The 26,324-nt window shown below is 56.9% G+C and carries 17 protein-coding genes; 15 read left to right on the top strand and 2 right to left on the bottom strand.

Going from position 1 to position 26,324, the window contains the following annotated elements; all coding sequences use genetic code 11:
* Positions 1-12: 12 nt before the first annotated feature.
* The 10 genes from FDZ78_RS06115 (at position 13) to FDZ78_RS06070 (ending at position 12,931) form a co-directional block, all read left to right on the top strand.
* Complete coding sequence (locus FDZ78_RS06115; RefSeq protein WP_123397853.1) at positions 13-1,455, top strand: NADH-quinone oxidoreductase subunit N; 1,443 nt, start codon at positions 13-15, stop codon at positions 1,453-1,455.
* Between the two features lie 141 nt (positions 1,456-1,596).
* Entirely contained in the window at positions 1,597-2,427 is an 831-nt protein-coding gene (murI, locus tag FDZ78_RS06110) for a glutamate racemase (protein ID WP_123397854.1), read from the top strand.
* A gap of 32 nt (positions 2,428-2,459) precedes the next feature.
* The gene (locus tag FDZ78_RS06105; protein WP_124075931.1) at positions 2,460-4,970 is read left to right on the top strand and encodes a DUF4493 domain-containing protein; all 2,511 of its coding nucleotides are present in this window, start codon (positions 2,460-2,462) and stop codon (positions 4,968-4,970) included.
* A gap of 40 nt (positions 4,971-5,010) precedes the next feature.
* Entirely contained in the window at positions 5,011-5,700 is a 690-nt protein-coding gene (locus FDZ78_RS06100; RefSeq protein WP_136408231.1) for a lipocalin-like domain-containing protein, read from the top strand.
* A gap of 25 nt (positions 5,701-5,725) precedes the next feature.
* Positions 5,726-6,700 carry a glycosyltransferase family 2 protein gene (locus FDZ78_RS06095; protein ID WP_137426191.1) on the top strand — a complete coding sequence of 325 codons (975 nt, stop codon included), beginning with the start codon at positions 5,726-5,728 and terminating at the stop codon, positions 6,698-6,700.
* Complete coding sequence (locus tag FDZ78_RS06090) at positions 6,697-7,254, top strand: phosphoribosyltransferase (protein ID WP_124075934.1); 558 nt, start codon at positions 6,697-6,699, stop codon at positions 7,252-7,254. Before FDZ78_RS06095 ends, FDZ78_RS06090 begins: the two co-directional genes overlap by 4 nt.
* Positions 7,251-7,928: an HAD family hydrolase gene (locus FDZ78_RS06085; RefSeq protein ID WP_124075935.1), complete on the top strand. Its 678-nt coding sequence runs from the start codon at positions 7,251-7,253 to the stop codon at positions 7,926-7,928. The genes FDZ78_RS06090 and FDZ78_RS06085 overlap by 4 nt, the downstream gene beginning before the upstream one ends.
* Positions 7,929-8,171: 243 nt before the next feature.
* Positions 8,172-10,106, top strand: coding sequence for a glycoside hydrolase family 97 protein (locus FDZ78_RS06080; protein ID WP_137426190.1), 1,935 nt, complete (start codon positions 8,172-8,174; stop codon positions 10,104-10,106).
* Positions 10,107-10,243: 137 nt separating this feature from the next.
* Positions 10,244-11,761, top strand: a complete 1,518-nt coding sequence (locus FDZ78_RS06075) for an NAD(P)H-hydrate dehydratase (protein WP_123611074.1) — start codon at positions 10,244-10,246, stop codon at positions 11,759-11,761.
* 75 nt (positions 11,762-11,836) lie between these two features.
* Positions 11,837-12,931, top strand: coding sequence for a DUF4831 family protein (locus FDZ78_RS06070; RefSeq protein WP_136408229.1), 1,095 nt, complete (start codon positions 11,837-11,839; stop codon positions 12,929-12,931).
* 225 nt (positions 12,932-13,156) lie between these two features.
* Here FDZ78_RS06070 and FDZ78_RS06065 read toward each other — a convergent pair whose 3' ends face one another.
* Positions 13,157-17,587: a pectinesterase family protein gene (locus FDZ78_RS06065; protein WP_136408228.1), complete on the bottom strand. Its 4,431-nt coding sequence runs from the start codon at positions 17,585-17,587 to the stop codon at positions 13,157-13,159.
* 395 nt (positions 17,588-17,982) lie between these two features.
* Here FDZ78_RS06065 and FDZ78_RS06060 point away from each other — a divergent pair, with 395 nt between their 5' ends.
* Positions 17,983-20,460: a hypothetical protein gene (locus tag FDZ78_RS06060; protein WP_137426189.1), complete on the top strand. Its 2,478-nt coding sequence runs from the start codon at positions 17,983-17,985 to the stop codon at positions 20,458-20,460.
* Between the two features lie 39 nt (positions 20,461-20,499).
* Positions 20,500-22,365, top strand: coding sequence for a hypothetical protein (locus FDZ78_RS06055; RefSeq protein WP_107032446.1), 1,866 nt, complete (start codon positions 20,500-20,502; stop codon positions 22,363-22,365).
* A gap of 139 nt (positions 22,366-22,504) precedes the next feature.
* On the opposite strand, the gene FDZ78_RS06050 is transcribed toward FDZ78_RS06055, so the two are convergent.
* Positions 22,505-22,678, bottom strand: a complete 174-nt coding sequence (locus tag FDZ78_RS06050; protein ID WP_107032447.1) for a histone H1 — start codon at positions 22,676-22,678, stop codon at positions 22,505-22,507.
* Positions 22,679-22,917: 239 nt separating this feature from the next.
* On the opposite strand from FDZ78_RS06050, the gene FDZ78_RS06045 reads away from it, so the two are divergent.
* The 3 genes from FDZ78_RS06045 to nusA all read left to right on the top strand — a co-directional run bounded on the left by FDZ78_RS06045 (position 22,918) and on the right by nusA (position 26,263).
* Positions 22,918-24,219: a pitrilysin family protein gene (locus FDZ78_RS06045; protein ID WP_136408226.1), complete on the top strand. Its 1,302-nt coding sequence runs from the start codon at positions 22,918-22,920 to the stop codon at positions 24,217-24,219.
* Between the two features lie 143 nt (positions 24,220-24,362).
* A complete protein-coding gene (gene rimP / locus FDZ78_RS06040) occupies positions 24,363-24,830 on the top strand; it encodes a ribosome assembly cofactor RimP (RefSeq protein WP_107032449.1) in 468 nt (155 codons plus the stop codon).
* Between the two features lie 71 nt (positions 24,831-24,901).
* Positions 24,902-26,263 carry a transcription termination factor NusA gene (gene nusA, locus FDZ78_RS06035; RefSeq protein ID WP_107032450.1) on the top strand — a complete coding sequence of 454 codons (1,362 nt, stop codon included), beginning with the start codon at positions 24,902-24,904 and terminating at the stop codon, positions 26,261-26,263.
* Positions 26,264-26,324 lie beyond the last annotated feature (61 nt).

Below are 26,324 nucleotides of genomic sequence, written 5' to 3'. Positions count from 1 at the left end.
AGATTAATAGCAATGGATTACTCACAGTTTTTAGCACTCAAGCAGGAAATAGGATTGTTAATCGTATTCCTATTAGTCTTCCTCTATGACACTTTCTGCAGCCCCCGTTCGGCAAAAGCCGTCCCGATGATCGCAACCGTTCTCATGGGTGTGCTCGTCGCCTGGGGATTCTGCCCCGTGGTCAAGGCCCCTGAGACCGCCTTCGCCGGAATGTATGTCACTTCACCCGTGATGGTGGCTATCAAAAACATTCTTAATGTCGGCGTGTTCATCGTCCTCATCCAGTCCGTCAAATGGGCCAACTCCGAATTCACCGCAGTGCGCCGCGGCGAATTCTACGAACTGATACTTCTGACCCTCTTAGGCATGTATCTGATGATTTCGAGCCGCCACTTCCTGATGTTCATCATCGGCCTCGAAACTGCCTCGCTTCCCCTCTGCGCACTTGTCGCCTTTGACAAGCACCGCTATGAAAGCCATGAGGCCGCCATCAAATACGTCCTCACCGCCGTATTCTCTTCGGCAATCCTCCTGATGGGTCTCTCGTTTGTCTACGGTCTGGCCGGAACTCTCTACTACGACGGCATCACCGGAGCTCTCGCAGGCCGCATGGGCGTGATGCTCTCGGTAGCCCTCGCCTTCGTGATGGCCGGTTTCGGATTCAAACTCTCGCTCGTTCCCTTCCACCTCTGGACAGCCGACGTCTATCAGGGTGCACCCACATCGGTGACCTCATATCTCTCGGTCATCTCCAAAGGCTCGGCGGCTTTCGCCTTCCTTGTGGTCCTTACCCAGGTATTCGGTCAATTCTACGCCCAGGCATGGGAATGGATGCTCTACGCTCTGATCATCCTTACCATCACAGTCGGTAACCTCTTCGCCATCCGCCAGACCAACATGAAGCGCTTCCTCGCCTTCTCGTCGATCTCTCAGGCAGGCTACATAATGCTCGCAATCATCGGCGACAACAATATGGGCGTCTCGGCTCTCATGTTCTACACCCTCGTCTACGTCTTCTCCAACCTCGCCGCCTTCGGCGTGATCGGAGCCATTGAAAACGCCACAGGCAAGGTAGACATGACCGACTACAACGGTCTCTACAAGACCAACCCCCGTCTGTCGTTCACAATGATGCTCGCCATGTTCTCCCTCGCCGGCATCCCCCCGTTTGCAGGCTTCTTCAGCAAATTCTTTGTCTTCACAGCCGCCCTCAACGGAACCGCCTCAGCCGCTCTCTACGTGCTGGTGCTCATTGCCCTCATCAACACCATCATCTCCCTCTACTACTATCTGCTCGTTGTGAAGGCCATGTTCATCAATGAAAGCGACAGCCCGATCGCCACATTCCGCTCGGCATGCTCCGAACGTCTCGGCATGTGGATCTGCGTTGCAGGCATCATCGGCCTCGGCATCGTAAGCTACTTCTATGACTATCTCCTGACAGTCGTAGCCTGAACAGAATAATTACCCAGATCTGATAAAACTATCTCCGGCCGCAATGCGTTTTGCTTGCAGCCGGAGATTGCTGATAAAGGACAGAGGCCCGGACAGCTCTTCGCCTCTCGTTTCACCCACCTTCAAAAAAAACACTGAACCATGTTTCCTTCAGCACCCGGCCCAATCGGCGTTTTTGACTCAGGCTACGGCGGCCTGACCATACTCAAAGGCATCCGCGAAACTCTCCCGCAGTATGACTACCTCTATCTCGGCGACAATGCCCGCACTCCCTACGGCACACGCTCGTTCGACGTAGTCTACCGCTTCACCCGTCAGGCAGTGGAAGCCCTCTTCAGCCGCGGCTGCCAGCTGGTGATCCTCGCCTGCAACACCGCATCGGCCAAAGCCCTGCGCTCCATCCAGCAGAAAGACCTGCCCGGATGGGATCCATCGCGCCGTGTGCTCGGCGTGGTCATACCCACGGTCGAAGCCCTCGGTCATATAACCAAAAACGGAAATATAGGCCTGCTCGGAACCCCCGGCACCGTAAGCTCAGGCACCTATGACATAGAGATCGCCAAGTTCTTCCCCCAGTTCCGCACCGTCTCCGTGGCCTGCCCCATGTGGGTGCCTCTGGTCGAAAACAAGGAATTCGACTCGCCCGGCGCCGACTATTTTGTGAAGAAATATGTCGATGAACTCTTCACCCAGGAGCCTGAAATAGACACCGTGATTCTCGGCTGCACTCACTATCCGCTGCTGATCGACAAGATCCGCCGCGAAATCGGCTCGCGCGCCACCATCGTCACCCAGGGTGAACTCGTAGGCGCCAGTCTCGCCGACTATCTGCGCCGCCATCCCGAAATGGATGCCAAGTGCACCAAAGGCGGCTCATGCGAATTCCTGACCACCGAAAACCCCGACAAGTTCACCGAACTCGCCGAAATATTCCTTCAGACACCTCTTAAGGCCTCCCGTATAGATCTCTGACCTTCCACCTGCTGCTGACCGACAACTAAACTATGTCTCTCCGCCACTCATTCATCACGTTTTTACCACTCGCACTGCTCGCCACCTCCTGCTCCGATGACTCTGACCGGGCATCAGACGGAGCCGGAAGCCTGTCGCTTGACGTGACCGTCGACGCCACCTTGCGCGATCCGCTCACGCAGGAGATCATAGTGGCCTCGCCCTGTGTGCCCGAACAATCGCAGATAAGCGTGACGATGATAGCCGCCGAGGGCAGCTACTCCCACACATGGAAATCACTCTGTGATTTTCCCGCGCAGGATCTCTACTACTCCGGCTCATATCTTATAGAAGCAATCTCCGGCAAAGGAGCCGAAGGCTTTGACACTCCGTGTTACTCAGGCTCCGTCTCGGCCGTAGTCGAACCGGACCGCCGGCTGACATGGCCGCTGACAATGCACCTTGTCAGCAGTGCCTTTTCATTCGATTTCAGCCCCGCCATAACAGCCGGTATCGGTGAAGTCGCAGCCTTTGTCCACACTCCGGGCGGAGAATATCACCGCGTCAGCCCCGATGAATCGCGCCTGCTCTATCTGACACCCGGACAGACCGGGATATATCTTGACGTCATACTCCCTGACGGGCGGCATACCGCATTCAGAAGCCTTGACTTCTCAGCCCTTTCAGGCTGCTTTTATGAGTGTGAGGTAAGTGCCGACATCTCAGGCCCTGACCCCGTGCTCACCTGCTCGGCTCCCGGCAAGAGTGCATCGTTCACACTTAGCGCCGACTTCCTGTCAGCCCTTCCGCCATCTCTGACCGCTTCGGGCTGGACTCCCGGAAGCATCCTGACAGTGCCTGAGGGCGAACAGCCGGAAACTCCGGTCAGAGCAGCCGTCACCGCCGCAGCCCCGCTTTCGCATCTTTGGCTCTCGGTATCGTCGGCCTATCTCTCATCGCTGTCATTCCCGGTGCTTGTTGATCTGCTGCATCCCTCTGCGGAAGATGAAGCTGCCTTTGCTGCTGTCGGACTCATGTCCGATCTGACATCGGCCGGCGGATCGGTGGACTTTACCGCACTGATCGGAAAACTTGTCTTCCTGACTGACGATGAAGCCCTGTCATGTTTCAGCTTCATAGCCGAAGATGACTGCGGACGTGTCAGCGAGCCGCTGAGGCTGCAGGTGCAGACCACCGCCGTCGACATCTCGGTAACATCGGTCGGTGACGCTCCCGTCGGAGCCACATCCGCATCGCTCACGGTCAGCACCAGGGCCGTGGACTTCGCCTCAAATGTCGGGATCGAGATTCTTGATGCCGACGGTCTGTGGCAGCCGGCATCTGTGCTTGCGGTCAGACCGGCCGGCGATTCGTCATATGAACTTGAGTTTGCTATCCCTGACGGCAATGCCGACATCAGGGCCCGTATATTGTATTGCGAGGAGATCAGAGCCGAATTCACCGTAGAGCGCTGTATGCCTGAATTCGAACTTGTGGCAGATCCCTTCGCCACCTATGCCATGATCAGGGTCATGGCCCCGGACCAGGCTACGGTCGAGACAGTGGTGCGCCGGCTGATGCTCTACGTCGACGGGCGCAGGGGGCCGGTCCTCTTGCGTGACGAGGAAAGCGGAGTGCTTGCCTTGAGCGGACTTTCGCCAAACACCTCATACACGCTGACCGCAACCATGATGGACCGTCCGGATGCCTCTGACTTTACCCCCGGACAGCGCTTCACGACAGAAAAGGCCCCGGCGCTTCCTAATTCAGACTTTGAAGACCGTAAATCGGGAGTGGTCTATGACAGACTGCCGAGCGGAGGCCGCTATTCACAGACCGAAGTCGCTATCTACAACTGGCAGAACCGCGAGTCATTCTCACAGCAGGTTCCACAGAAGTGGGCCAACACCAACGCCAAGACTTTCAGCACACGCGCCTCTAATCATAACACCTGGTATATGCAGCCGTCGGTCTTCACGGTATCCGATGAGGTCAAAAGCGGCGAATTCGCCGTCTGCCTGCGCAGTGTGGGCTTTGATCTCAGCGGTGAGGATATTCCGGACTATGCGCAGACCGGCAGACCCTATCTGCAGTATTCTCCGGTGGTTCCGCATGTGGCCTGCCGTGCCGCGGGCAAGCTTTTCCTCGGAGAGTATTCTTTCAGCGCCTTCAGCATGGAGGAGAGCTATAAGGATGTTGTCGACTGGAAGTCGAGACCGCGGTCGCTTAACGGATTCTATAAATACGCACCCTCGCCTGACAGCCCGTCAGACACCGGAGTAGCCATTATAGAAATCTATGGCGATGTCGGCGGTGAGCTGCAGGTGATAGCCTCGGCCCGTACATATCTGCCTATAGCCAACAGTTATACAGCCTTCACGGCCCCGCTGTCCTACACCCGTTTCGGCATCAAGGCAAGCGGCATGAGACTGATGTTTGCCTCCTCGGCTTCGGTCGGCACCATTGCTGAAGAGACCGCCTCGATAGTCACCTCGGCTGATCCTGTCAAAGGAGCCTCTCTCGGAAGCACTCTATGGATTGACAATATCAGTCTTGCTTACTGATGCCTGCTTCTCTGTTTTTAGAAATCAAATAACTGCAAATATGAAAAAATTAACTGTCATCCTCTTTCTCTTTCTATTCCTTTCAACCTCAATGAGCGCCTCAGCCTCTGGCTGGGACATTTCAGACCTTCTCGGCAAAGTCTCTTCAGCCACCGCGTCTGACTCGACCAAGACCGGCTCTTCAAAAGGGGGCGGCCTCGGCGATCTGCTCTCAGGTGTGGCAAACGCTCTCGGTGTGGGAAGTTCGAAGCTTACCGTGGAGAAGATGGTGGGAACATGGAAATATCTCAATCCGGCAGTGTCGTTCAAAAGTGACAATTTCCTGCTCAAGGCCGGCGGTGCCGCCGCCGCACAGCAGGTAGAGGCCAAACTGGCTCCCTATTACAAGACCGCCGGTCTGACTTCGCTCGTCATGACCATCAATGCCGACTCCACATTCACCTTCAAGGCCCGCATGATTACTCTGAACGGCACTATCACCAGGGACTCCGAGTCTGGAAACTTCATTTTCAATTTCAAGGCCTTCAAAAAGATAAAGGTCGGCTCTATGGAGGGCTTTATTGTCATGAACGGCAACAGAATGGAACTCACTTTCGATGTCACCAAGCTCATGACGCTGGTTGAAAAGGCCGGCTCTCTTTCAGGAAACAGCACAATCAAAGGTCTCACCGCCATCCTTCAGCAGTATGACGGCATGACGGCCGGTTTCGAACTTCAGAGGCAGGACTGACAGTCTGAGAATCTCGGATAAGAGCATGGTTTCTATCATAATACCCGCCTATAATGTGGAGATGTATATCCGGGAGTGTCTTGACAGCGCTCTCGGACAGACATTCACTGACCTGGAGGTGATTGTGGTTGATGACGGCTCTACCGACTCTACTCCGGAGATAATACACGGATATGCTGAGCGCGACAGCCGGGTGAGGGTCCTCAGGCGTCCCAACGGAGGTCTTCCAATTGCCCGCAATTCTGGTCTGGAAATGGCGCGCGGAGAGTGGGTGATGTTTCTCGACAGCGATGATGTGCTTTCGCCCTATGCCGTGGCCGTGCTGCTTGAGGCCGCCAGCAGGAGCGGCACCTCGTTTGTTGAGGCCCGGTGGACTGAAGGCGCCGATAGCTTGCAGGTCAGATGGGCGGATGCTCCGGCCGGTTTGCCGACGGTGTTCGGGCAGGAGGCTTATATAGAGAAGGTGCTCTATCAGGATGGAGCCTGCCCCTCCGTGTGTGGCAAGATCTTTGCGCGAAGTTTGTTTGACAGCGGCCTGAGGTTCCGTGAAGGCATCCTCTATGAAGACCTTGACATATTCTATCTTCTGGCCGAAAAGGCCGGGAAGACAGCTCTTATACCAGACTGCCTATACTTCTATCGCAAAAATCCGGTCAGCGTGACAGGCTGCTTTTCGCCGCGTCGCTTCGATGTGCTTGAAGTGACGGAGCGCATGGAGAAGCATATGGCTCTCCATCATCCCGCTCTGCTGCCTGCGGCCCGTGACCGCCGGCTGAGCGCGGCCTTCAATATGTTCGGCCTGATAGCCGCGAATGACCCTGACGGGCGCTATGCGCCGGTTGCCGATGAGTGCTGGCGACTGATCAGGGCTTACCGCCGTGAGAGTCTTTCAAATCCACGGGTGCGTTTGAAAAACAAGCTCGGAATAGTGCTGAGCTATCTCGGACGCGGAGTGCTCGGACAGGTCTCGCACCGTTTCTACGAAGGGAGGATCAGATGAGAGTGCTGACACTCGATTCCGCCGCATTTGGCCGTATATGCCGGGAGCTTGCGGGGCTGGTGGTCGCTTCGGGCTTCGAGCCGCAGCTGATTGTGGGCATACGCCGGGGCGGTGAGTATGTGGCCTGTGAGATGCGTCCGTGCTTCTCGCGTGCGGCTCTCGGTTTTGTGGGCCTCCAAAGGCCGTCGACGAGCCGCAAGCGCATGTTCGGAAAGGTGCTCGGCCGTCTGCCGCGCCCTCTGCTTGACAGGCTCAGAATTATTGAGGCCTACGTCTTGGCGGGTCGCCACAGGAGTGTCTCTGACCTGCCTCCGTTCCAGCTGCCATCTTCGCTTACGGGGCTTGGACAGATCAGGGTGCTGCTTGTGGACGATGCCGTTGACAGCGGAACGACCATGCTGCGAGTGGCCGAGGCGCTGAGGTGCGGGAATCCTGAAATTGAACTGCGCACGGCTGCCATAACCGTGACCACAGCCGCTCCGCTGACGAGGCCTGACTATGCTATCTATGATGACAGAACTTTAATCCGTTTCCCGTGGTCGATGGACGCATGAAAATATCAACCGGAGTTTCACTCCAGGCTGAGGGGGTGCAGTGTGTGGCGTCGCCCTGCGTGGTCGTAGATCTTGACGGCACGCTGATTTGCGGCAATTCGCTGCACATGCTGGTGCGCTTCATGGCCGCCCAGCTGCGCCGGCGGCGTGGCTTTTGGCGTCTGCTTCGCATGGGCGGTCTGCTCGGACTGCGCCGCCTCAGGCTGATAAGCCACACGGGCATGAAGCATCCGGTCCACCGCATGGCGGCTGAATCAATGTCTGAAGCTGACATGGAGAATTTTGTATCGGTGCTTGGCGCTGCTCTGAACCGGAAGCTGCTTGAACGGCTCGACGGCTACAGGCGGCGGGGCTATCGGATTTTGCTTGCATCGGCCGCTCCTGACCTCTACCTGCCGCGCCTTACTGCTCTGGCAGGCTTTGACGGTTTCATCGCCACTCCGCTTCCGGCTTGGGCTGGAGAGGCTTACACTGAGACTCGCGGTGAACGCAAACGAGATCTCTGTCTGGACTATGCCGCCCGCGAGGGGTGGACTATAGCCGTTGTGGCCACCGACCATCTCGATGATCTTCCACTGCTTCTGCTGCCAGGCATCAGCCGTCTGCTCGTCAGTCCGGCTCCGGGCCTGCCGGAAGAACTGCGCCGCCGCGGACTGGATTTCGAGATCATATAGAATCGGATCTGCCGGGATGGAATAGCCACGGTGAGGTCTGCCTGGCTTGAGGAGTGACGGTTTTGTAATAAAAATGAGCGGGTTTTGTAATCAAAGGAGACCGCTGAGGCTGATGAGTGCCGCAACGGGTTGGCGGATTCTGAAAAATTGCCTAACTTAGAGGCTGTTTCATTAAGGGTCTCTGATTAGAGACTGCTCACTATCAGTGATTTCCTGCCGGACTATAAAACTCTATCCATACTTATGAAAAGAACAGTGCTGCCGGTCATCGCAATGCTTGCCGGCATATCAACGGCTTTTGCTTTCAACATCACAGGCCCGGACGGCAAACTTGACGTCAGCGTTGAGCTTGACGCTGAAGGCCGTCCGTGTTACTCGGTGACTCTCGACGGAAAGACCATGCTCCGCCAGTCGCCTTTAGGTTTCGAATCAAACATCGGCTCCTTCACTACATCGTCCTCCATCGTCCCCTCGGAGGTCAGGAGGGTTGAGGAACATTACACGCTTGACCGCATCAAGAAGAGCTCGGTCGATTATCGGGCCAATGAAGCGACGGTGTCTTTTGAAACTCCCGGCGGAGGCCGCTGGGAGGTAGAGTTCAGGGTGTCGGACCATGATGTGGCTTTCCGTTACCGCATACCTCGTCAGGGCGATACAGGGGCGATCTATATAAGCTCCGAGGCCTCAGGATTCCGTTTTCCTGGTGGCACCACCACTTTCCTTACGCCACAGCGCACGGCTATGGAGAACTGGAAGCGCACCAGTCCGTCGTATGAGGAGGTCTACACGGCCGATGCGCCTATGGACGCCGTCTCGCAATACGGCCGTGGCTACACCTTCCCCTGTCTGTTCAGAGTTGGCGATGACGGCTGGGTGCTCCTCTCCGAAACCGGGGTCGACGGCTATTACTGCGGATCGCATCTGAGCGACTACAGGCTCGACGGCCTCTATACAATAGCCTATCCCATGCCGGAGGAAAACAACGGCAACGGCAATGCGGGCGCCGCGATGGCTCTCCCAGGCTATACTCCCTGGCGCACTATCACCGTGGGCCGCGACCTCGCGCCGATAGTGGAGACCACCGTGCCCTGGGATCTCGTCAGCCCGCGTTATGATTCGGCCAACAGCTATGAGCCTGGCTGCGGTACATGGAGCTGGATTGTATGGCAGGACAAGAGCATCAACATGGAGGACCAGAAGGCATACATTGACTTCGCTCATGAGATGGGCTACAGATATGTGCTTGTAGACAACTGGTGGGACACTCAGATCGGGCGCGACCGTCTGCCGGAGCTTGCCGGATATGCCCGCTCGAAGGGAGTGAGCCTTATAATGTGGTACAGTTCCTCAGGCTACTGGAACGACATAGAGCAGGGCCCGATAAACTGCATGGACAATCCCATCAGACGCAAGGCTGAGATGCGCTGGCTGCGCAGCCTCGGCGTGAAGGGTATAAAAGTGGATTTCTTCGGCGGCGACAAGCAGGAGACCATGCGCTTGTATGAGGCGATACTGTCTGATGCCGATGACCACGGACTGATGGTGATATTCCACGGCTGCACACTGCCGCGCGGATGGGAGCGGATGTATCCCAACTATGTGGGAAGCGAGGCCGTGAGAGCAAGCGAGAACATGTATTTCACCCAGCAGGCCTGTGACGACGAGGCTTTCAACGCCACGCTCCACCCCTTCATCCGCAATAGTGTGGGCTGCATGGAGTTCGGCGGCTGTTTCATGAACAAGTATATCAGCCGGAACAACCGTGACGGTCACCGCCGCATGACCAGCGATGCCTTTCAATTGGCCACAACCGTACTGTTTCAGAATCCGGTGCAGAACTTCGCCATAACGCCCTACAATCTTGAGGACGCGCCGGCCGTCTGCATGGACTATCTGCGCGAGGTGCCCACCGTATGGGACGAAACCCGTTTCATCGAAGGCTATCCGGGCCGCTATGTGGTGCTGGCGCGCCGCCATGCCGACAAGTGGTACATAGCCGGGGTAAATGCCACCGGCAAGCCCGTGACAGTCACTCTTGACAGTCTTGCCAAGGGCGATGCCTATACGCTCTACTGCGACGATGCCGACCGTAATCCTGTCAGAAAAGATCTGACAGCCGGCAAAAAAGCCCCGTCGGTCACCATGCAGCCCGGTGGCGGCTTCGTAGTGATCAGATGAAAAAGTTTCGGGGTGGGGTTGCTCATGACAATCTTGTTTTGTAATTTTGTAATCTGCAATAGAAGTGATTGGGCCGCAGGCTGAAAAGCGACAGCCGGCTGTCGGGCTTCCGTCACTCACAGACTCATCTCCGGATCATGAAAATATTTACTACTGAAAATATACGCCACATTGACCGCGTCACCATCGACGACGAGGGTGTCAGCTCTATGGAGCTTATCCATCGGGTGGCCGAGGGTGTGGTCAATGAGATTCTCAGCCGCTGGCGTCAGTCGAAACCCACTATGGTCTTTGCCGGCGCGGGCAACAACGGCGCCGATGCCCTGATAGTGGCCAAGCTGCTGATCGAGGCCGGCTTCAATCCCCACGTGGTGCTCATCAATGTCAAGGGCGACTCTCTCTCGCGCGACTGCCGTATGGCCCGCGAGGAGCTGATGCGCATGGGCAATGTCTCGATGACTGAGATCGTGCACACAGCCCACATTCCGCCCCTTACCCCCGACCACCTTGTGATCGACGGCCTTTTCGGAACCGGCCTGCGCAATCCGCTTGAGGGTGGCTACATGGCTATGGCGCGCTACATCAACGAGTCGGGCGCTACGGTAGTGTCGATCGACGTGCCCTCAGGCATGTTCGGCGACTGGAACACCCGTGTGCTCGCGCGCAATGTGGTCCACGCCGATCTCACCATAGCCGTTCAGTTCCCCCGTCTCGCATTTTTCCTGAGCGACAACGCCGAGCTTGTCGGGCGGTGGAAGACAGTAGATATCGGTCTGAGCCGCAAGGCCATCGAGGAAACCACCACGAAATATTATCTCATAGAGAAAGATGACGTCTGCCGGGTGCTCAAACGCCGTCCTGATTTCTGCTCCAAGGCCGATTTCGGTCATGCGCTGCTCTTTGCCGGCTGCTACGGCATGATGGGAGCTGCCGTCATGGCTGCCCGCGGCGCTCTGCGCGCAGGGGTCGGCAAGCTGACGGTCCACTCGCCGCGCTGTGGTTTCGGCGTGATTCAGAATTCAGTTCCGGAGGCGCTTTTCCTGCCCGACCGCGAGGAGAACGTAATTTCCGACATGACCCCGCGCTTCAACTACACGGCTATCGGGGCCGGTCCAGGCATAGGCACCAACGATGCCACCAAGGGCGCGCTTGAAACTCTGATCAAGACCATCAAGCGCCCGATGGTTCTCGATGCCGACGCGCTCAACATCATAGCCCGCAATCCGGCGCTGATCGACCACCTGACTCCGGGGTCGATACTGACTCCCCATTCTGTGGAGTTCGACCGCATTTTCGGCTCGCAGGCTTCGGCGGAGACCCGTCTGCTGAAAGCTCTCGAAGTGGCCCATAAATACAAGCTGATCATTGTGCTCAAAGGCCGCTACAGTGCCACTGTGCGCCCTGACGGCAAAGTGTTTTTTAACTCCACAGGCTCGTCGGCAATGGCCACTCCCGGAAGCGGCGACGTGCTCACGGGCATCATCACCGCGCTCCTTGCCCAGGGATATAAATCGGAGACAGCCGCTACCGCCGGAGTCTATATCCACGGTCTTGCGGGTGACATAGCCGCAGCCGAAGAGGGCGAGTACGGCACCACGGCGGGCGACATAGCCGCCGCCACCGGCAAGGCCATCAAGTCGATTCTCGGCGCCTGATTCCGTCAGGCCGAGTCTGCACCGCAGGGTTTCTTACAAACAGATCTGTCATAATTCACAGCAATAACAGTCAAGATGAAAAAGCTACTATCAATACTGCTGCTCGGAGCGGCCGCCGCTGCTGTTCCGGCCGCTGCCCAGACTTCAACAAAACTTAGCGCGACAAAGGCCAGCGAGTATGGCCTGATCTACACTCTGCCGCTGACCGCCTTTGAGGTCACAGTGGCGGTTGAAAAGACCGTCAGCACTCCCGGAGAGTTCTATCAGTATGCGCGCCGTTATCTCAACGCGACTCCGATCCTCAAGCCGTCGACAAGCTGGCGCATCACCGAGGCGGTGGTCAATCCTATAGCCATAGCCGATGAGAAGGAACGCTATCTGGCCACATTCAAGGGCGGAGCCGGCACTTACATGACCGTGAGCGACCTGAATTTTCCGCTGTCGGTCAACGATGAGTCATACGAGGCCACAGTCAGCCTCTCGCCGCTTCCGCAGCCGGTAGAGGCCGAACCGACCATTCTGCAGCTTCCGGTGGCACAGCAGGCCATCACGCCTGAGATGATCCAGAGCAAGTCACTGGCCAAGCGTGCACAGCTTGCCGCCGACAAGATCTATGAGTTCCGCAACAACCGCAACGAGATCATCTCCGGTCAGGCTGACGCTATGCCCTCTGACGGCGCTGCCATGAAGCTTGCCCTTGATCAGCTTGCCTCGCAGGAAGAGGCTCTGACGGCGATGTTTCTCGGCACTGTCCAGAAGTCAGTCGAGGTCCGCACCTATACGGTCTATCTGCCTGACGACGGAGCTGTGAGCCGCAAGGTGGTGGCTCGCCTGTCGGCTTTGGACGGCCTTGTGGACGCCAATGATCTTTCCGGTGCGCCGATCTATATCTCGATCACTCCGCAGACCCGCGGCGAGCTGCCGGTCAATGAGAAGGGCATTACCAAGACTTTCCCCAAGGGGGGTGTGGCTTACCGCATTCCGGGCACTGCGCGTGTGACCCTGAGCTATGACGACGAGACTCTTGCCGAAGATACTTTCGATGTGGCGCAGTATGGAGTTGTCTTCGGACTTGATCCGAGCCTGTTTACCAATAAGAAGTCTCCGTCTTACCTGCATTTCAATCCGCTGACAGGTTCTGTCCGTGAGCTTGGAACGGTGACGGAGTAAGGCCTTAGGATTTAAAAGCATAAAGCGCTTTCAGGTTATTGATTTGCCTGAAAGCGCTTTCTTTTTGGGTTTTGACCAATTGGTCTAATTGGCCTGATTAGCCTGATTGGTCTGATTGAAGCTTCGGTTGAAAAAAGACCGCGGTCCGGCGTGGTGCCGGGCCGCGGTGGAGTGGGGGAGGCAGTCAGTGCTGACTGCCGATGGTGTCTGATTTTTCGGCTGAACTTATTTCACAATCACTTTGCTTGTGCGGGTTGCGCCTGAAGCAAGTGTCTCTACCTTGATGAGGAGGCCGGTGGTGTTGGGGCTTACGGCGATGCCCTGGATGTTGTAGTAGACGGTTGAGACTACTTCCTGGTCGGCTGTGATGTCTGTGATGCCGGTGGTTTCAGTATAGACTGCCTTGACTTCTTCGCCGAGACCGCCCATTTCATTGGCGGCGCGGACAGTGTAGACGGGAGCAGCCGCGCGTGAAACCTCAGCCTCAACTGTGTGGGTGGGTTCTGTCACGAAGGCAATGATTTTGCCGTCCTTGCAGACAGCCCAGCAGAGTGCATAGTCGCTGCGGTCCCATTTGATCTCACCATTTTCATTGATAGTTACGTTGGTGGGGGCAGGAGCCTGTTCGGTGAAGGCAAGCGGATTCCAGTTGTCAGATCCGCCCATCACGTTCTCGATAGAGAGTTCGTCGGCCTGAGCCTTTGTAAGGATGGCGCTTGCCTGAGTTCCACCGTCGAATTTCACTTTGCGTGACGAGAGGTCGATCTGAGTTCCGTTTTTGTCAGTACTATTATATTCTGCAAATACCAGGGGCTTGTTCTTGCCCATCTCAGCCCAGCCTGCGGCAGAGGGAGTGACATTCATGCGGGTGTTGATGTACTGGGCGCGGCAGTCAGCTCCCCAGGGACGACCGAGGGTGTAAGCGCCGTTTACGGTAGATTCTCCGCCTGCAACAGCGTTGATCTCGCAGTCAAGGAATACGTAGCCGTATTTGAGCTGACCGTTGGGGGCTGCGATAACGTTGCCTGAACGTTTTTCAAGCACGAGGTTCACGCGGTTGTAGTAAACATCGCCACCGCCACAGAGGAAGTCGACAGTGCCGTGGATTTCAGAATCTTCCCAATAGAAGCGGCTGGTTGACTTGTTGCTGTAATATGTATCCTGGTATGAGAGCAACTTGACATTCTTGGCGATAGTCTTGTCGCCCTTGTCCTGGAGGCAGACAGCGCGGCCGGTAGTGCCGAGATAGTTGTAGGCGTTCTTAAGAGTGATGTCCTGGAGATAGAGGCCGGTGCTGGTGTTGAAGAGGGTAGCTGTAACACCGATACCTTCATCTTGAGGATGGTTGACGATGATGACACCTTCTTCGCTCTGTCCGATGATCGAGATGTTGTTGCCTGAGATGGCGGTCAGACAGCGGTTGCCGAGGTCATAAGTTCCGTTGTGGAGATAGATGCGGTAACGTTCGCCTGTGTTCTGACGGGTGTTGGCCTTTTCGAGGGCGGCAAGGAATTCTTCAGTGGTGCTGACTTCGTGGTGGTAGAGAGCCTTCTCGACTGTCGGACGTTCCATAGTGGTGAACTTCACGGTCACGGCAGAAGTGAGTGTGTTGCCGGCGGGATCACATACGGAGTTTGCGGCAAGTTCGAAAGTCTGTTCGGTAGCGTAGGCGAGGTTTCGGTAGCTTGCCGAAACAGTCTTGCCTGAAACAGCGAGTTCGATGCTTTCGCCATTGAGGGTGGCTTTGGCATTGTCTGTGAGTTTGATCTTCTCGTCGAAGTTGATGACGATCTTGCCGGTCGCAGATGCGCCTTCGGCTCCGTCAGCAGGAACAGTAGAAAGAACCACGGGTGCGGTGCCATCGTCATAGATAGCGGCATCGGCGGTGAGATAGATGTTGGCGATGGCTGTGCCGTCATTAGCAGATTTAGTTCCGTTTATAGAGCTTGAAAGGTCAGGACGCCAGCGGAGATAGAGAGTCTCGGCATGGTCTGCCTCAGCGGGTAGTGTGCCTGCAATGGGGTAGACTGTCTTTTCAACCGGCATGTTGACGTCAGCTACTTCTTTCCACTCTTCACCGTCAAGTGAATATTCAAGGATCACGCGGGTATAGGCGTTGTAGTTGTAGAGAAGATCAGCGCTGACCTTGATGTTGGAGAAATCACGTGCGTTGATGGCAGTGGTCTGGAAATAGTTGTGGCCTATGTCGCCATCGGCGGAGCCTTTGGTCCAGTTGACAGCGGCACCCAGGAGCGATTCATAGCCTCCGGCTGCTTCTGTAGATTTGTCAAGCCAGCCGCTTGTCTCCTTGGTTTCGGGGTTGTAAAGCACAAGGGCCACGCTTTCGTTTTCAGGAGTCGACGCAAAGTCTGCGGGACGGCCGTTGTTTCCTGGACGGTAGAAGTCCCAGCCGATGATATAATCGATGGCCGAATAGACAGCCGTCATCTCCTTGTCGGAATCCATTGTCAGTGAAACTTCAGGGAATGTTGTCCCGTCGTTCCAGTTGTTAAACGTAAGGATTGAATTGGAGGTGGCTTTGAGTGTGACTTTAGAGCCGGTCTCATACATGTTTTTGCCGTCAATAACAGTCGGGGCCGGAGAGACTTCCACCATGTAAGTGTTGGCACCGCCTTCAACGTCATATTTCAGCTCATAGGTTGCAACTGACTTGAAGTTGGCGGTGAGGTCAGAGTTCTCGTTGAGAGTGTAGGTGAACTGAGGATCGGTAGAAACGACATTGCCGCTTGCATCGGTCCAGTTCACGAAGTGGAAGCCGAAGTTGGGGTTTACAGAGAGTGAAATTTCGCTGCCGGCCTCGTATTCAGCCGCTTTGGGGTAGACAGTAAGCGCTGCTGCTTCCTCAGGACTTACAGATGCGTTGAGTGTGTAGAGGGCTACTTCCTCGGTAGTGCCGTTGAACACACCGTTGATAATGATGTTGCTCAGTGCAATGTTTTTGGTGCTTGCTGTGTTGGAGATATAGAAGCGGAACGCGAACTCGTTGACAGCTTTCTCCGGAATAGTCACAGAGTGGCCGAGCTGGGCTGTAGCGGCGTTTGCGCCGTTGTTGCGCAGCACGGTTGAAGCATCTACCTTGGTGATGGTGCTTTCGGTGCCGTCAAGCACATAGCTGTAGGAGAAAGTTGCGTTGTCTGTGCCGACCTTGACAGCATCGTATTTCACTTCCGAAGGAGTGAAAGTGATGCCTTTGGCGGCTTTGATGCGATATTCAATCATAGCGCCCGCTACGGTTCCGAGATTGTCTGACTCAGGAGTATATTTAGCCATCTCCTGGTCAAAATAAGTGGCAGTCTCGACCTTGAGGCTTGATCCGGCGTTCACACCGGCTGTGGAGTAGGCTCCGTTGATGGCGCTGTCTGCAGAGGGTTCGGATTCGTTACCGACGGCCCAGGTGAGAGTGCCCGCAACGTTGTCGAAGGTTTTGCCTCCGGTTGATTCTGCGACGGGAAGCACAACCTGTACGTAGCGCATGTAGCCGATGTCAGAACCGGCCACGATATCAACAGTTTCGGCATTGCCTGCGATCTGGAATGAAGGATTCTTGCTTGATTTGATAGTCTGTCCGTCAATTGTAGTGACGGGAGTCTTGGAATTTGTGAGGTTGTATGATTCGAAAGAAATAATAGCTCCTTTGCATGAAGGTACGGTGAATGTGGTTCCTGAGTTAACCTGAGCCCAGTCGGTGTTGCTGCCGTTGTTGAATTTGCCTGGCGAGGTAGAGATGGGGAGCTGGACATCAATGATTTCAGTGCCGATCTTGGCCTGAGCTACCATGAATACGCCTGTTTTTCCTTCCCAAGCCACTGTGGGAACACCCTGGTCGCGACGGAAGTTCCATTTGAGTGTCAGAGCTTCGGTGCGGTCGGCGAGGCTTACGGTGTTGCTGACGAAGCGGGGAGTGAGGGTCAGATCTCCGTTGACAGTGACGATTTCGCCGATCTCGTAATTTTTAGCTCCATCGGTCCAGCCTACGAGGGTTTTGCCTTCCTGGTAGATTGTGTAGTTGCTGGGGATTGTGAAAGTCTTGCCGATCTCTACTTTTTCTCCTGCCGGGAGCACACCGGCGCCGGCATATTCGCCGAAATCGAAGCTGACGGTTGCGTCTTCAACGATTTCAGAAGGATCAGCCACTTCTACAGCGATGTAGGGAGTGTAGTTCTTGGGAGTGAGAGTGAGCTGTGCCGCACCACCTTTATAATAGGCCGATACGACATTGTCAGTGCGGTTGCCGTGGTAGCATGTGCCGTTGTTGCTGTTTAAGAAAGCCACGGTTTCGCCTGCGGCATTGGTGACGGTGGCATCACCTGTGCCAAACTGGCATGTGCCGAGAGTGATTTTTACCGGGCCGTCAACGGCAAATTTCAGAGTGCTTCCGGTGCAGCCGTGTTCGCTGTGGTAATTGCCTGAAAAAAACAAGTTAGCTGAAGTGTCAGATGCATCGACGCGTGTGAGCGATCCATCGGCATTGACCACAACTCCAAAAGAAACTGATTGTTTGCCGGCAATTTCGTCGGCTGTTAGCAGGCCCTCTTCTCCGAGGTTGAGCTTGAAATTCCTGAATTCTGCATTGGCCTGGGAAACCCCCAACAGACATGCCAGAACAAGGACCATGCTCCTGATTCTTTTAATCATGGTGTAGAATTAAATGATAGTTGAATTGGTATTAAATGAATTAGTGTTATGTATAATCTTTGATTCCTATTATATATATTAAGGTATAAAACTCTTCATGGTATTCAGGCGACTGCCGGGCGTGTACGCTGATCAGTTGCCATTGTCTCCGGTCGATTATGCAATTGGCCGATTTGACGCAAAGTTACAACTTTTTATCCTGCAAGTCAATATGCTTCTCAGAAATTTTTTTACAATTTTTTGCCTCTCTCCGCATTATCGCACCAAATCCGCTTCCTGAGACCGTAAATTTGCATCAGAAAATCATCAGCTCCACACCGACTCCATTACTCCGTGAATTGTTAATCCGAATCATTAACCCTCTAAGCCTCAGTCAATGAACCCGCTTCCTGCTCATGAAAACCACACCTCCACCAGCTCTCCGTTTCCCTATTGGCCCGCTGCGCGATGACGGATCAGTCAGCCGTTGCCACAATCTGCGTCCCGCCGCCGCAGGCAGTTCCCTCGTGCCTGTCGGACCGCCCCGTCACCTCACATCCCAGGTCATTCCCGGCGCCAGGCTTCTGCCCGGCGGAGTTTTCTGCGACTCCGCCGGAGTGCTCACCCTCTTCTTTGCCGATGACAGCGGACTCCTCTGCTTTGACGGTCAGGAAGTCTACCGTCCAGCCGGAGCCTCAGGCACTCCCCGCTGTGCCGTGGCCACCGGCGAAAGTCTTCTGCTAATGACCTCCGAGGGTGAAGACCCTCAGATGCTGAGCCGCGACAGCCTCAGCGGACTTTGGACCGCCCGCAGTGCCTCTGAACTCCCGCCGCCCCTGACCATAGAGCGCATTGACCAAGGCTTGGTCTCAGCCACGATCGACGCCCGCAGCCTCCGCGGCAGCTACAGCTCGCGCTCCGCCGGTCTCACGTCGGCCGATCTTGCCTCCATGCAGTCGGCGCTTACCGAAGCCTATCTCGCAATAGGCGACAGGGCAGTGGCCCGGCGGGTGTTCTTTCAGCCCGTCATAGCCCGCTACCGCCTCCGCGGGGCCGACGGCCGTGTCATCTACACCTCCCAGCCCGTGCTCCTTGGCCCAGACAGCGGACCGCAGCTCACCGGAGCCGCCTTCAGCCTCAGCGGCGGCTCTCTCAGCGAGGTCGCGGCCACTACTCTCACCGCCCGCACATTCAGCCTGCGTCTGCGCGGCAGTCTTGACGGACTGTGGGCCCGGACGATCAGCAGCGTCGAGCTCCAGGTAAGCCCGCAGCTCCATCCGCTTGAAGGGAACCTTCGTGCCGCCCACACCCTCGGCTCGTTCACGGCCACCTCGGCAGTGCTCTCTCTGCGCCTGCCGGGAGTGCATGACAGCCTCGCCTCACCGGCCGCTCCGGCCACGCTGCTCAGCTCGCAGGTGGCCGCCGTCCTTGCCCGTCTTGACAGCGGCGCGCTCGAAACCCTCGGCTCGGCCCGCTTCGACAGCGCCGCCGGAGAGTGGGAGGGGCTTGAAAACCCCTGGTATGCCGACCGCCGCGACTGCCGGGCCGATCTCAAAGCCCTGCGCTCTGTGACCGGTGCACCGGTGAAGCCTCTGACTCCTGTCGGCGAGGCTATCCGTGCGCTGAGTCCGCCCCACGTGATGAGCGCATCTGTCATGGGCCTCAGCGGCGACTGCATAGTGGCCGGCGGACTGTCGGCCCGGCGTTTCAGCGGCAGTCTGCCGGCCGAAATGGCCGTGAAGCTTGACAGCGGCTCCGGCGAGGTTCAGCCAATGGCCGTGAAAGTTGTCTTTGCCGACGGATCGTCGGTGGTACGCAGTGCCGTAGGGAAAAGCCCTGCCGTCAGCCTCCTGTCGCCGCTGCTGGTCTATCCCTCGCCTGACGCGGTGGAGATGAGGCTCTATTGCGGCCGCTCGGTGCTCCGCGTCAGCCTCCGCCCCGATCCTTCCGGCTCGATGGCCTACTGGCTCCACCCCTCGGCCGCTCCGGTGGAGCTGACCGAATCGCTTCCGGCCTTCGTGCTCCCCGCCTCAGCCCCCGTGTCGCGCCGTTTCCCCGGAATGCTTGCCGTCAGCACCCTTGCCTCGCCGCTTTCGCCTCAGGCCGCTGTGGAAAACGCCGGATCCGCCCCGGTAGCCATCACAGCCGCCGTAGGAGGAGCCTCAGGCCGGGACTCTGAAAGCTCACGCTTCTATCTCTTCGGGCAGTCAGGCATACAGAGTCTGACTGTCAACTCCTTGCGCAGCCGCCTGACGGTGCGCACCCTCGATCCGCGCCCCACTTCCTGCAGTGAGGCAGTCTGCGTTACCTCGGCCTCGGTCGCCGCCATTGCCGGAGGCGATCTGGTCAGCGTGAGCGGGCGCCGTGTCACCACCATCAGGCCCTCGGCCGGAGCCGTCAGACTCGGCTATTCAGGCGCCGCCGATGAGCTGTGGTGCTTCCCCGCCGAAGCCGCAGAACCGGTGGCCGTCACCTCGCCTGACGGCCGTGTGCGCTTCACCCGCAGTTGTCAGCCTCTTGCCTCGCTTCTGAGCCATCCGCCCGGACTTTGGGGCGCAGGAGCTGACGGCAGGCTCTATGATCTCACCCAAGAGCTTGATGAGGAATGCGAGATAGCCTTTGCGGCCTCGGTCTCGGTCAGCCCCGGCGCACCGTCAGCGCTTTGGCGCCGATTTGTGATGCCCTTCAGAGGGCAGGTTGGCGAAGGCAGCGTCAGTCTGCTCGGCGACAACGGCTGCGGCGGTGCCTACTCCGATCTGCTTGCGTCTTATGAGATCGCCGGGTTGCTGACCCATCTGCCTCCGGTGGCACTCCACGCTCCCCACCGTCACCGCTTCACACTCTCGCTCACCGCCCGCGTGGCAGTCGGAGACTTCCGCATCGGGCAGTACTAAGAGGTTGTTATTAAACACCCTCTGAAAACCTCTTGACTTATGAAAGAAATACTCCTTGAAAACGCGCGGCGCAATGCCGCACTTGCCGATGATCCGGATCCGGTGACAGGCGATGCCTCGGATCCCACCCGCGTCCCCTACAGCTTCGGCGGAAAGACCTACTGGATTCCGGCCGAAATGCTTGACGACCCGAAACTCCGTCTTGCAGCCTCTGAACGCGACTTAGCCCGCCTGCGGTTCAGATATGACTTCCCCTTCTGGGCCGTCAGCTGCGTAGTGATCACCGACAAGATCTCCTCGCGCGACATCCCTTTCCGCCTCAACCGTCCGCAGCGCAGGCTCGCAGCGCTTCTTGAGGCCGAGCGCCGCGCCGGACATCCTCTGCGCCTGATCATGCTCAAAGCGCGCCAGTGGGGCGGCTCGACTCTGATACAGATCTACTTCGCCTGGATACAGATAATCCACTGCCGTGGCTGGAACTCGCTGATCTGCGCCCATGTCAAAGACACCTCGGCTACCATCAGAGGCATGTATTCGCGCCTCCTTGCCCGCTATCCCGAAGAATACTGGGAAGAGGAGGTGAAACCCGAATTCCGCCCCTTCGAGCGCATGACCAACACCCGCGTCATTCCCGGCCGCGAGTGCAAGGTGACGGTCTGTTCGAGCGAGAATCAGGAAGCCACACGCGGCCAGGATTATGCGCTGGCCCATCTCAGCGAGGTGGCTTTCTGGAAAGACTCCCCGCTCCACAATCCCGCCGACCTGCTGCGCTCGGTCACCTCAGGCATTGCCTCCAAACCGCTCTCGTTCATAGCAATGGAAAGCACCGCCAACGGCACCGGCAACTTCTTCCACCGCGAATGGATGCGCGCCTGCACTCCGGGGCGCAGTGACAAGATTCCGTTCTTCGTGCCCTGGCATGAGATAGACATCAATCGCTCCGAAGTAGACGATCCGCAGCAGCTCTGGGACTCTCTCGATGCCTACGAACGCAGTCTGTGGACCGACCACGGCTGCACTCTGGAGGCCATAAAGTGGTATCACGACAAGCGGCTCGGTTTCCCCGACCACCGCTCTATGAAAGCCGAATATCCCACCGTGGCCGCCGAGGCCTTCGAGTCGACCTCGCGCGGAGTCTTCGCCCCGGCTGATGTGGAGCGCCTGCGCGCAGGCTGCGGCGAGGAAGGCGAGAGGGGAGAGGTGGTGCTCTCGGAGCAGGGCGATGTCAGCCGTCCCGGTGGAGTGCCCCGCTTCTCACCCTCGCCCCAAGGGCTTTTCGTGCGCTGGAAAGAGCCGCGGAGGGGCGGGGCCTACATTGTCTGTGTCGACATCGGGGGCCGCTCGCGCGGGTCGGACTATTCGGTCATCTCCGTGCTCGACCGCCACACCGACACCCTCGGACGGCCGGAGATAGTGGGCCAGTGGCGCGGCCACATCGACCATGATCTTCTCGCAGCCAAGGCTTCGGCCATCGGACGCTATTTCAACAATGCCATGCTCGTTGTAGAAAGCAATTCATGGGAAAGCTCCTCGGAGGGCCACGGCCACTACATCTTCGAAACTCTCAGGCAGTCATATCCCTACCTCTACTGCCGCAGCGGCGAGAGCGGGCAGCGCCTGCCGGGCTTCCACGTCAATGTACGCACCAAGGCGGCGCTGATAGCCAATCTCGTGGCCTATGTGCGCGACGGGGCCTACACCGAGCGCTGCCCCACGGCCTGCGATGAACTGATGCAGTATGAGGCCCTGCCTGACGGCGGCTATTCGGCCATGAAGGGCTGCCATGACGATGTGCTGATGACGCGCGCCATCTCGCTCTACATCCACGCCTCCACCCAGTCCTCGGTGGCGCTCCGCTTCACCCGCGAGGATCTCAACGCCATTCTGCGCCACTGCATCAGGTGACCGCCCAGACCTACCCGCTATACAAAAAAACAAACCGTTGCCGGTCTTTTCGACTGGCAGCGGTTTATATTTTTTGCTCTCTTTTTGTTTGTTGAAGGGAGGCAAAAAGAGATAATCCCCCAGGAGGCGGGCTTTCTGATTACTTGCCTGCTGCGATAGACTCCTTGCGGAACTGCTTGAGGAGTTTTTCGATTTCGAGAGATGCTTTGCGTGCGCGGGCACCGGCAGCTTTGTTGCCGTTTTCAACCTGAGCCTGTGCGTCTTTTGCGAAAGCTTCAAAGTTGGAAGCGAGCTGTTCAACGAGAGTTTTCATTGCGATGAGTTTGAGATTAAAAGATTAATAAAAGATAATTGAGAGTAAAAGGGCCGGAAAGTATAGGCTTGCCATTATGACCTATTGCTCATGTTGCAAATATACGGACAAAAAAGTTATATCTCCAAGAAATCTGTTAAAAATTATTTGCTAAAAGCCCTATAATCCACTCTTTTTGCTTTTTTCGATGCCATATCGGCGCTTTTTTATAACTTTGAAGTCCAGATTTCAGCAAAAAAATGATCGACTGCCATAAATTCACACTCTCTAACGGACTGCGGGTCATCCACAACTATGATCCCTCGACGGCAATGGTTGCCGTCAACGTTCTCTACAACGTAGGTGCCCGCGACGAAGACCCCTCGATGACCGGCCTGGCCCACCTGTTCGAACACCTCATGTTCGGAGGCTCGGTCAACATCCCCGATTTCGATGCCGAGATGGAACGCGCCGGCGGCATGGACAACGCATGGACCTCGAATGACTTCACAAACTTCTATGACGTGGCCCCGGCCCGCAATTTCGAAACACTTCTCTGGCTCGAAAGCGACCGTATGCTCGGCCTGGCCTTCTCGCCAAAGGCGCTCGAAGTGCAGCGCAGCGTGGTGATCGAAGAGTTCAAGGAAACCCATCTCAACCGCCCATACGGCGATCTCCACCACTATCTGCGCGGACTGGTCTACACATCGCACCCCTACCGCTTCCCGACCATCGGCAAGGAGCCCTCTCACATCGAGAAAGTGACCGATGCTGATGTCAGACAGTTTTTCTTCACCCACTATGCGCCTAACAACGCCGTGCTCGCCGTCAGCGGCAACGTCAGCCCGGAGCAGGTGCGCGAAAGTGTGGAGCGCTGGTTCGGCTCCATCCCCTCGCGTCCGGTCAGCCCGCGCCAATACTACCGGGAACCTCCGGTCACTGCGCCCCGCGAGCTTGAAGTAAGCGGAGCCGTCCCTCAGACCTGTGTGGTGGTGGCATATCCCATGCCAGGCTACGGAGAGCCCGGCTATATAGAGTGTGACCTTATCACCGACATTCTCGCCTCAGGCCACTCGTCGCGCTTCTATCGCCGCCTCGTGCTCGGCGACGACCTCTTTGCCACAGCCGACGCCATGATCACCGGAAGCGAGGAGCCGGGAATGCTGATGCTCCAGGCGCGTCTGACCGACAACTCGGCCCAGGCGGCCCGCACGGCCGTCAGCCGTCTCAAAGACGAGGCCTCGCGGCTCTGCTATCACGCCGGCCGCCCCGACCGCCTCTCCTATGTCCACGCCGAAGCCCGTCCTGACGGCGTAAGTCCCTTCGAGGTCGAACGCGCCATCAACCGCTTCGCCAGTGAATTCACCTTCTCATCGCTCAGTTATCTGCAGCGCGCGCAGTCACTCGCTATGGCCGAGATGCACGGCGAGGATATCAATGACATCGTCCCGGCCTACCGCAGGGTGACCACCTCGTCGGTCGTGGCCACCGCACGCCGTGTGCTCGATCCCACCCATGCCTGCACGCTCATCTACCGCCCCGAAGAACGAATCGGAGGTTAAAAAAACTTAAATAAGGCGCTCTTCCTCTGTGGGTAAGTCGCTTGATTTGCTGAAAAAACTAAAATTTATTAACTTTGCACTCAGAAAGTCACGGAGGAGGCCACGAGCTTCCTCCATTGTTTTTATAAGTGCGAAAAGTACAAATGATTGACAAGAACGAAGTCCGCCGCCTGGTGGAAGAGGCCATTGCCGGAACCGATGCCTTTGTGGTTGACGTGACCGTCTCGGCCGCAAACGATATTGTGGTGGAGCTTGACAGCGCCACCGGCATAGATCTCGACTTCTGTGCCGACCTCAACAGAAGTCTCAACGAAAAACTCGACCGCGAGGATGAGGACTACAGCCTCGAAGTGGGCACCGCTTCGCTCACCGCACCATTCAAAGTCAAAGGCCAGTATGAGAAGAATCTCGGCAACGAGGTCGAAGTGCTGACCCGCGACGGCAAGAAACTCAAGGGTGTGCTCACAGCCGTGACTGACGAAGACTTCACCCTCGAAGTCACCCGCAAGGTCAAGGAACCCGGAGCGAAGCGCCCCGTGATGGTGGCCGAGCCGACGGTGATCCCTATGGCCCAGGCAAAGCAGGTCTGCTACGTCATCAACTTCAAGTGAGCGGCCGCAGACCGGTTTTTTAACAGACAGAAGAATAAAAAAGTAAACACAAAGATATCATAACCACCCCTATGGCAAGAAAAGAAGAAGCTCCCAACATGGTGGAGCGTTTCGCCGAATTCAAGGAACTGAAAAATATCGACAAGACCACTATGATCAGTGTGCTTGAAGAGTCATTTCGCAACGTGCTCGCCAAAATGTTTGGCACCGACGAGAATCTCGACGTCATCATGAACCCCGACAAGGGAGACGTGCAGATCTTCCAGAATCTCGAAGTAGTGCCTGACGGCGAAGTCACAAACCCCAACCTCCAGATCTCGCTCACCGACGCCCGCGCCGATGACGATCCCGACGTGGAGATCGGCGAGGAACACACCAAGGAAATCTTCTTTGCCGACTTCGGCCGCCGCGCCATCCTCAACCTCCGCCAGACCCTCCAGTCGAAGATCCTCGACCTGCAGAAAGAGGCCATCTACACCAAGTTCAAGGAACTTGAAGGCCAGCTCGTGTCAGGCGAAGTATATCAGACCTGGTCACGCGAGACTCTGCTGCTCGACGATGAGAAGAACGAACTTCTCCTCCCCAAGAGCGAGTCGATTCCCGGCGACTTCTTCCGCAAGGGTGAAAACGTGCTTGCCGTTATCGCCAACGTCGACAACAAGAACAACAACCCGAAGATCACCGTGTCACGTACAAACGAGACCTTCCTCCGCCGCCTCTTCGAACGCGAGGTTCCTGAAATTGTCGACGGTCTGATCAACATCCGCGCCGTGGCCCGCATTCCGGGCGAACGCGCCAAGATTGCAGTCGAGAGCTTTGACGACCGCATCGACCCCGTGGGCGCATGCGTGGGAGTCAAAGGTTCGCGAATCCACGGCATCGTCCGCGAGCTCCGCAACGAGAACATCGACGTGATCAACTACACCGCCAATCCCCAGCTCTTCATCCAGCGCGCTCTCAGCCCCGCCAAGATCTCAAGCATCCACCTCGATGAAGAAGAGAAGAAGGCTGAAGTCTTCCTCCACCCCGAAGAAGTCTCGCTGGCAATCGGTAAGGGCGGTCTCAACATCAAACTCGCCTCGATGCTCACAGGCTATGTGATCGACGTCTACCGCGACAGCCCTGAGGAAATCGACGAAGATATCTATCTCGACGAATTCAAGGACGAGATCGACGGCTGGGTTATCGACGCCCTCAAGGACATGGGCTGCATCACCGCCAAGAGCGTGCTCCGCACCCCGCGTCAGGAACTCATTGACAAGGCCGACCTTGAGGAAGACACCGTTGACAACGTGATCCGCATCCTCAGCGCCGAATTCGAAGACGAAGCTCCCGCAGCGCCTGCTGAGGCTCCCGCGGCCGAAGAAGCCGCTCCCTCGGCTGAAGCCGCTGTCTCTGCCGAAGAAGCTCCCGCCGAAGAACCAGCTGAATAAGCACACAAGGCACTGTGATGCCTTCCGCCGGCGGAATTCCGCACCTCTCCTCCTCAATAAA

The sequence above is a fragment of the Duncaniella sp. B8 genome (genome assembly GCF_005304985.1).
GTDB classification, from domain to species: domain Bacteria; phylum Bacteroidota; class Bacteroidia; order Bacteroidales; family Muribaculaceae; genus Duncaniella; species Duncaniella muris.
The sequence above is the reverse complement of the archived record's forward strand: the minus strand, read 5'-3'. Positions and strand labels throughout refer to the sequence as shown.

Bases quoted from the DNA above. Each gene is read 5' to 3' on its own strand.
- FDZ78_RS06115 (WP_123397853.1), top strand. From the start codon at position 13: ATGGATTACTCACAGTTTTTAGCACTCAAGCAGGAAATAGGATTGTTA.
- murI (WP_123397854.1), top strand. From the start codon at position 1,597: ATGTTTCCTTCAGCACCCGGCCCAATCGGCGTTTTTGACTCAGGCTAC.
- FDZ78_RS06105 (WP_124075931.1), top strand. From the start codon at position 2,460: ATGTCTCTCCGCCACTCATTCATCACGTTTTTACCACTCGCACTGCTC.
- FDZ78_RS06100 (WP_136408231.1), top strand. From the start codon at position 5,011: ATGAAAAAATTAACTGTCATCCTCTTTCTCTTTCTATTCCTTTCAACC.
- FDZ78_RS06095 (WP_137426191.1), top strand. From the start codon at position 5,726: ATGGTTTCTATCATAATACCCGCCTATAATGTGGAGATGTATATCCGG.
- FDZ78_RS06090 (WP_124075934.1), top strand. From the start codon at position 6,697: ATGAGAGTGCTGACACTCGATTCCGCCGCATTTGGCCGTATATGCCGG.
- FDZ78_RS06085 (WP_124075935.1), top strand. From the start codon at position 7,251: ATGAAAATATCAACCGGAGTTTCACTCCAGGCTGAGGGGGTGCAGTGT.
- FDZ78_RS06080 (WP_137426190.1), top strand. From the start codon at position 8,172: ATGAAAAGAACAGTGCTGCCGGTCATCGCAATGCTTGCCGGCATATCA.
- FDZ78_RS06075 (WP_123611074.1), top strand. From the start codon at position 10,244: ATGAAAATATTTACTACTGAAAATATACGCCACATTGACCGCGTCACC.
- FDZ78_RS06070 (WP_136408229.1), top strand. From the start codon at position 11,837: ATGAAAAAGCTACTATCAATACTGCTGCTCGGAGCGGCCGCCGCTGCT.
- FDZ78_RS06065 (WP_136408228.1), bottom strand. From the start codon at position 17,587: ATGATTAAAAGAATCAGGAGCATGGTCCTTGTTCTGGCATGTCTGTTG.
- FDZ78_RS06060 (WP_137426189.1), top strand. From the start codon at position 17,983: ATGAAAACCACACCTCCACCAGCTCTCCGTTTCCCTATTGGCCCGCTG.
- FDZ78_RS06055 (WP_107032446.1), top strand. From the start codon at position 20,500: ATGAAAGAAATACTCCTTGAAAACGCGCGGCGCAATGCCGCACTTGCC.
- FDZ78_RS06050 (WP_107032447.1), bottom strand. From the start codon at position 22,678: ATGAAAACTCTCGTTGAACAGCTCGCTTCCAACTTTGAAGCTTTCGCA.
- FDZ78_RS06045 (WP_136408226.1), top strand. From the start codon at position 22,918: ATGATCGACTGCCATAAATTCACACTCTCTAACGGACTGCGGGTCATC.
- rimP (WP_107032449.1), top strand. From the start codon at position 24,363: ATGATTGACAAGAACGAAGTCCGCCGCCTGGTGGAAGAGGCCATTGCC.
- nusA (WP_107032450.1), top strand. From the start codon at position 24,902: ATGGCAAGAAAAGAAGAAGCTCCCAACATGGTGGAGCGTTTCGCCGAA.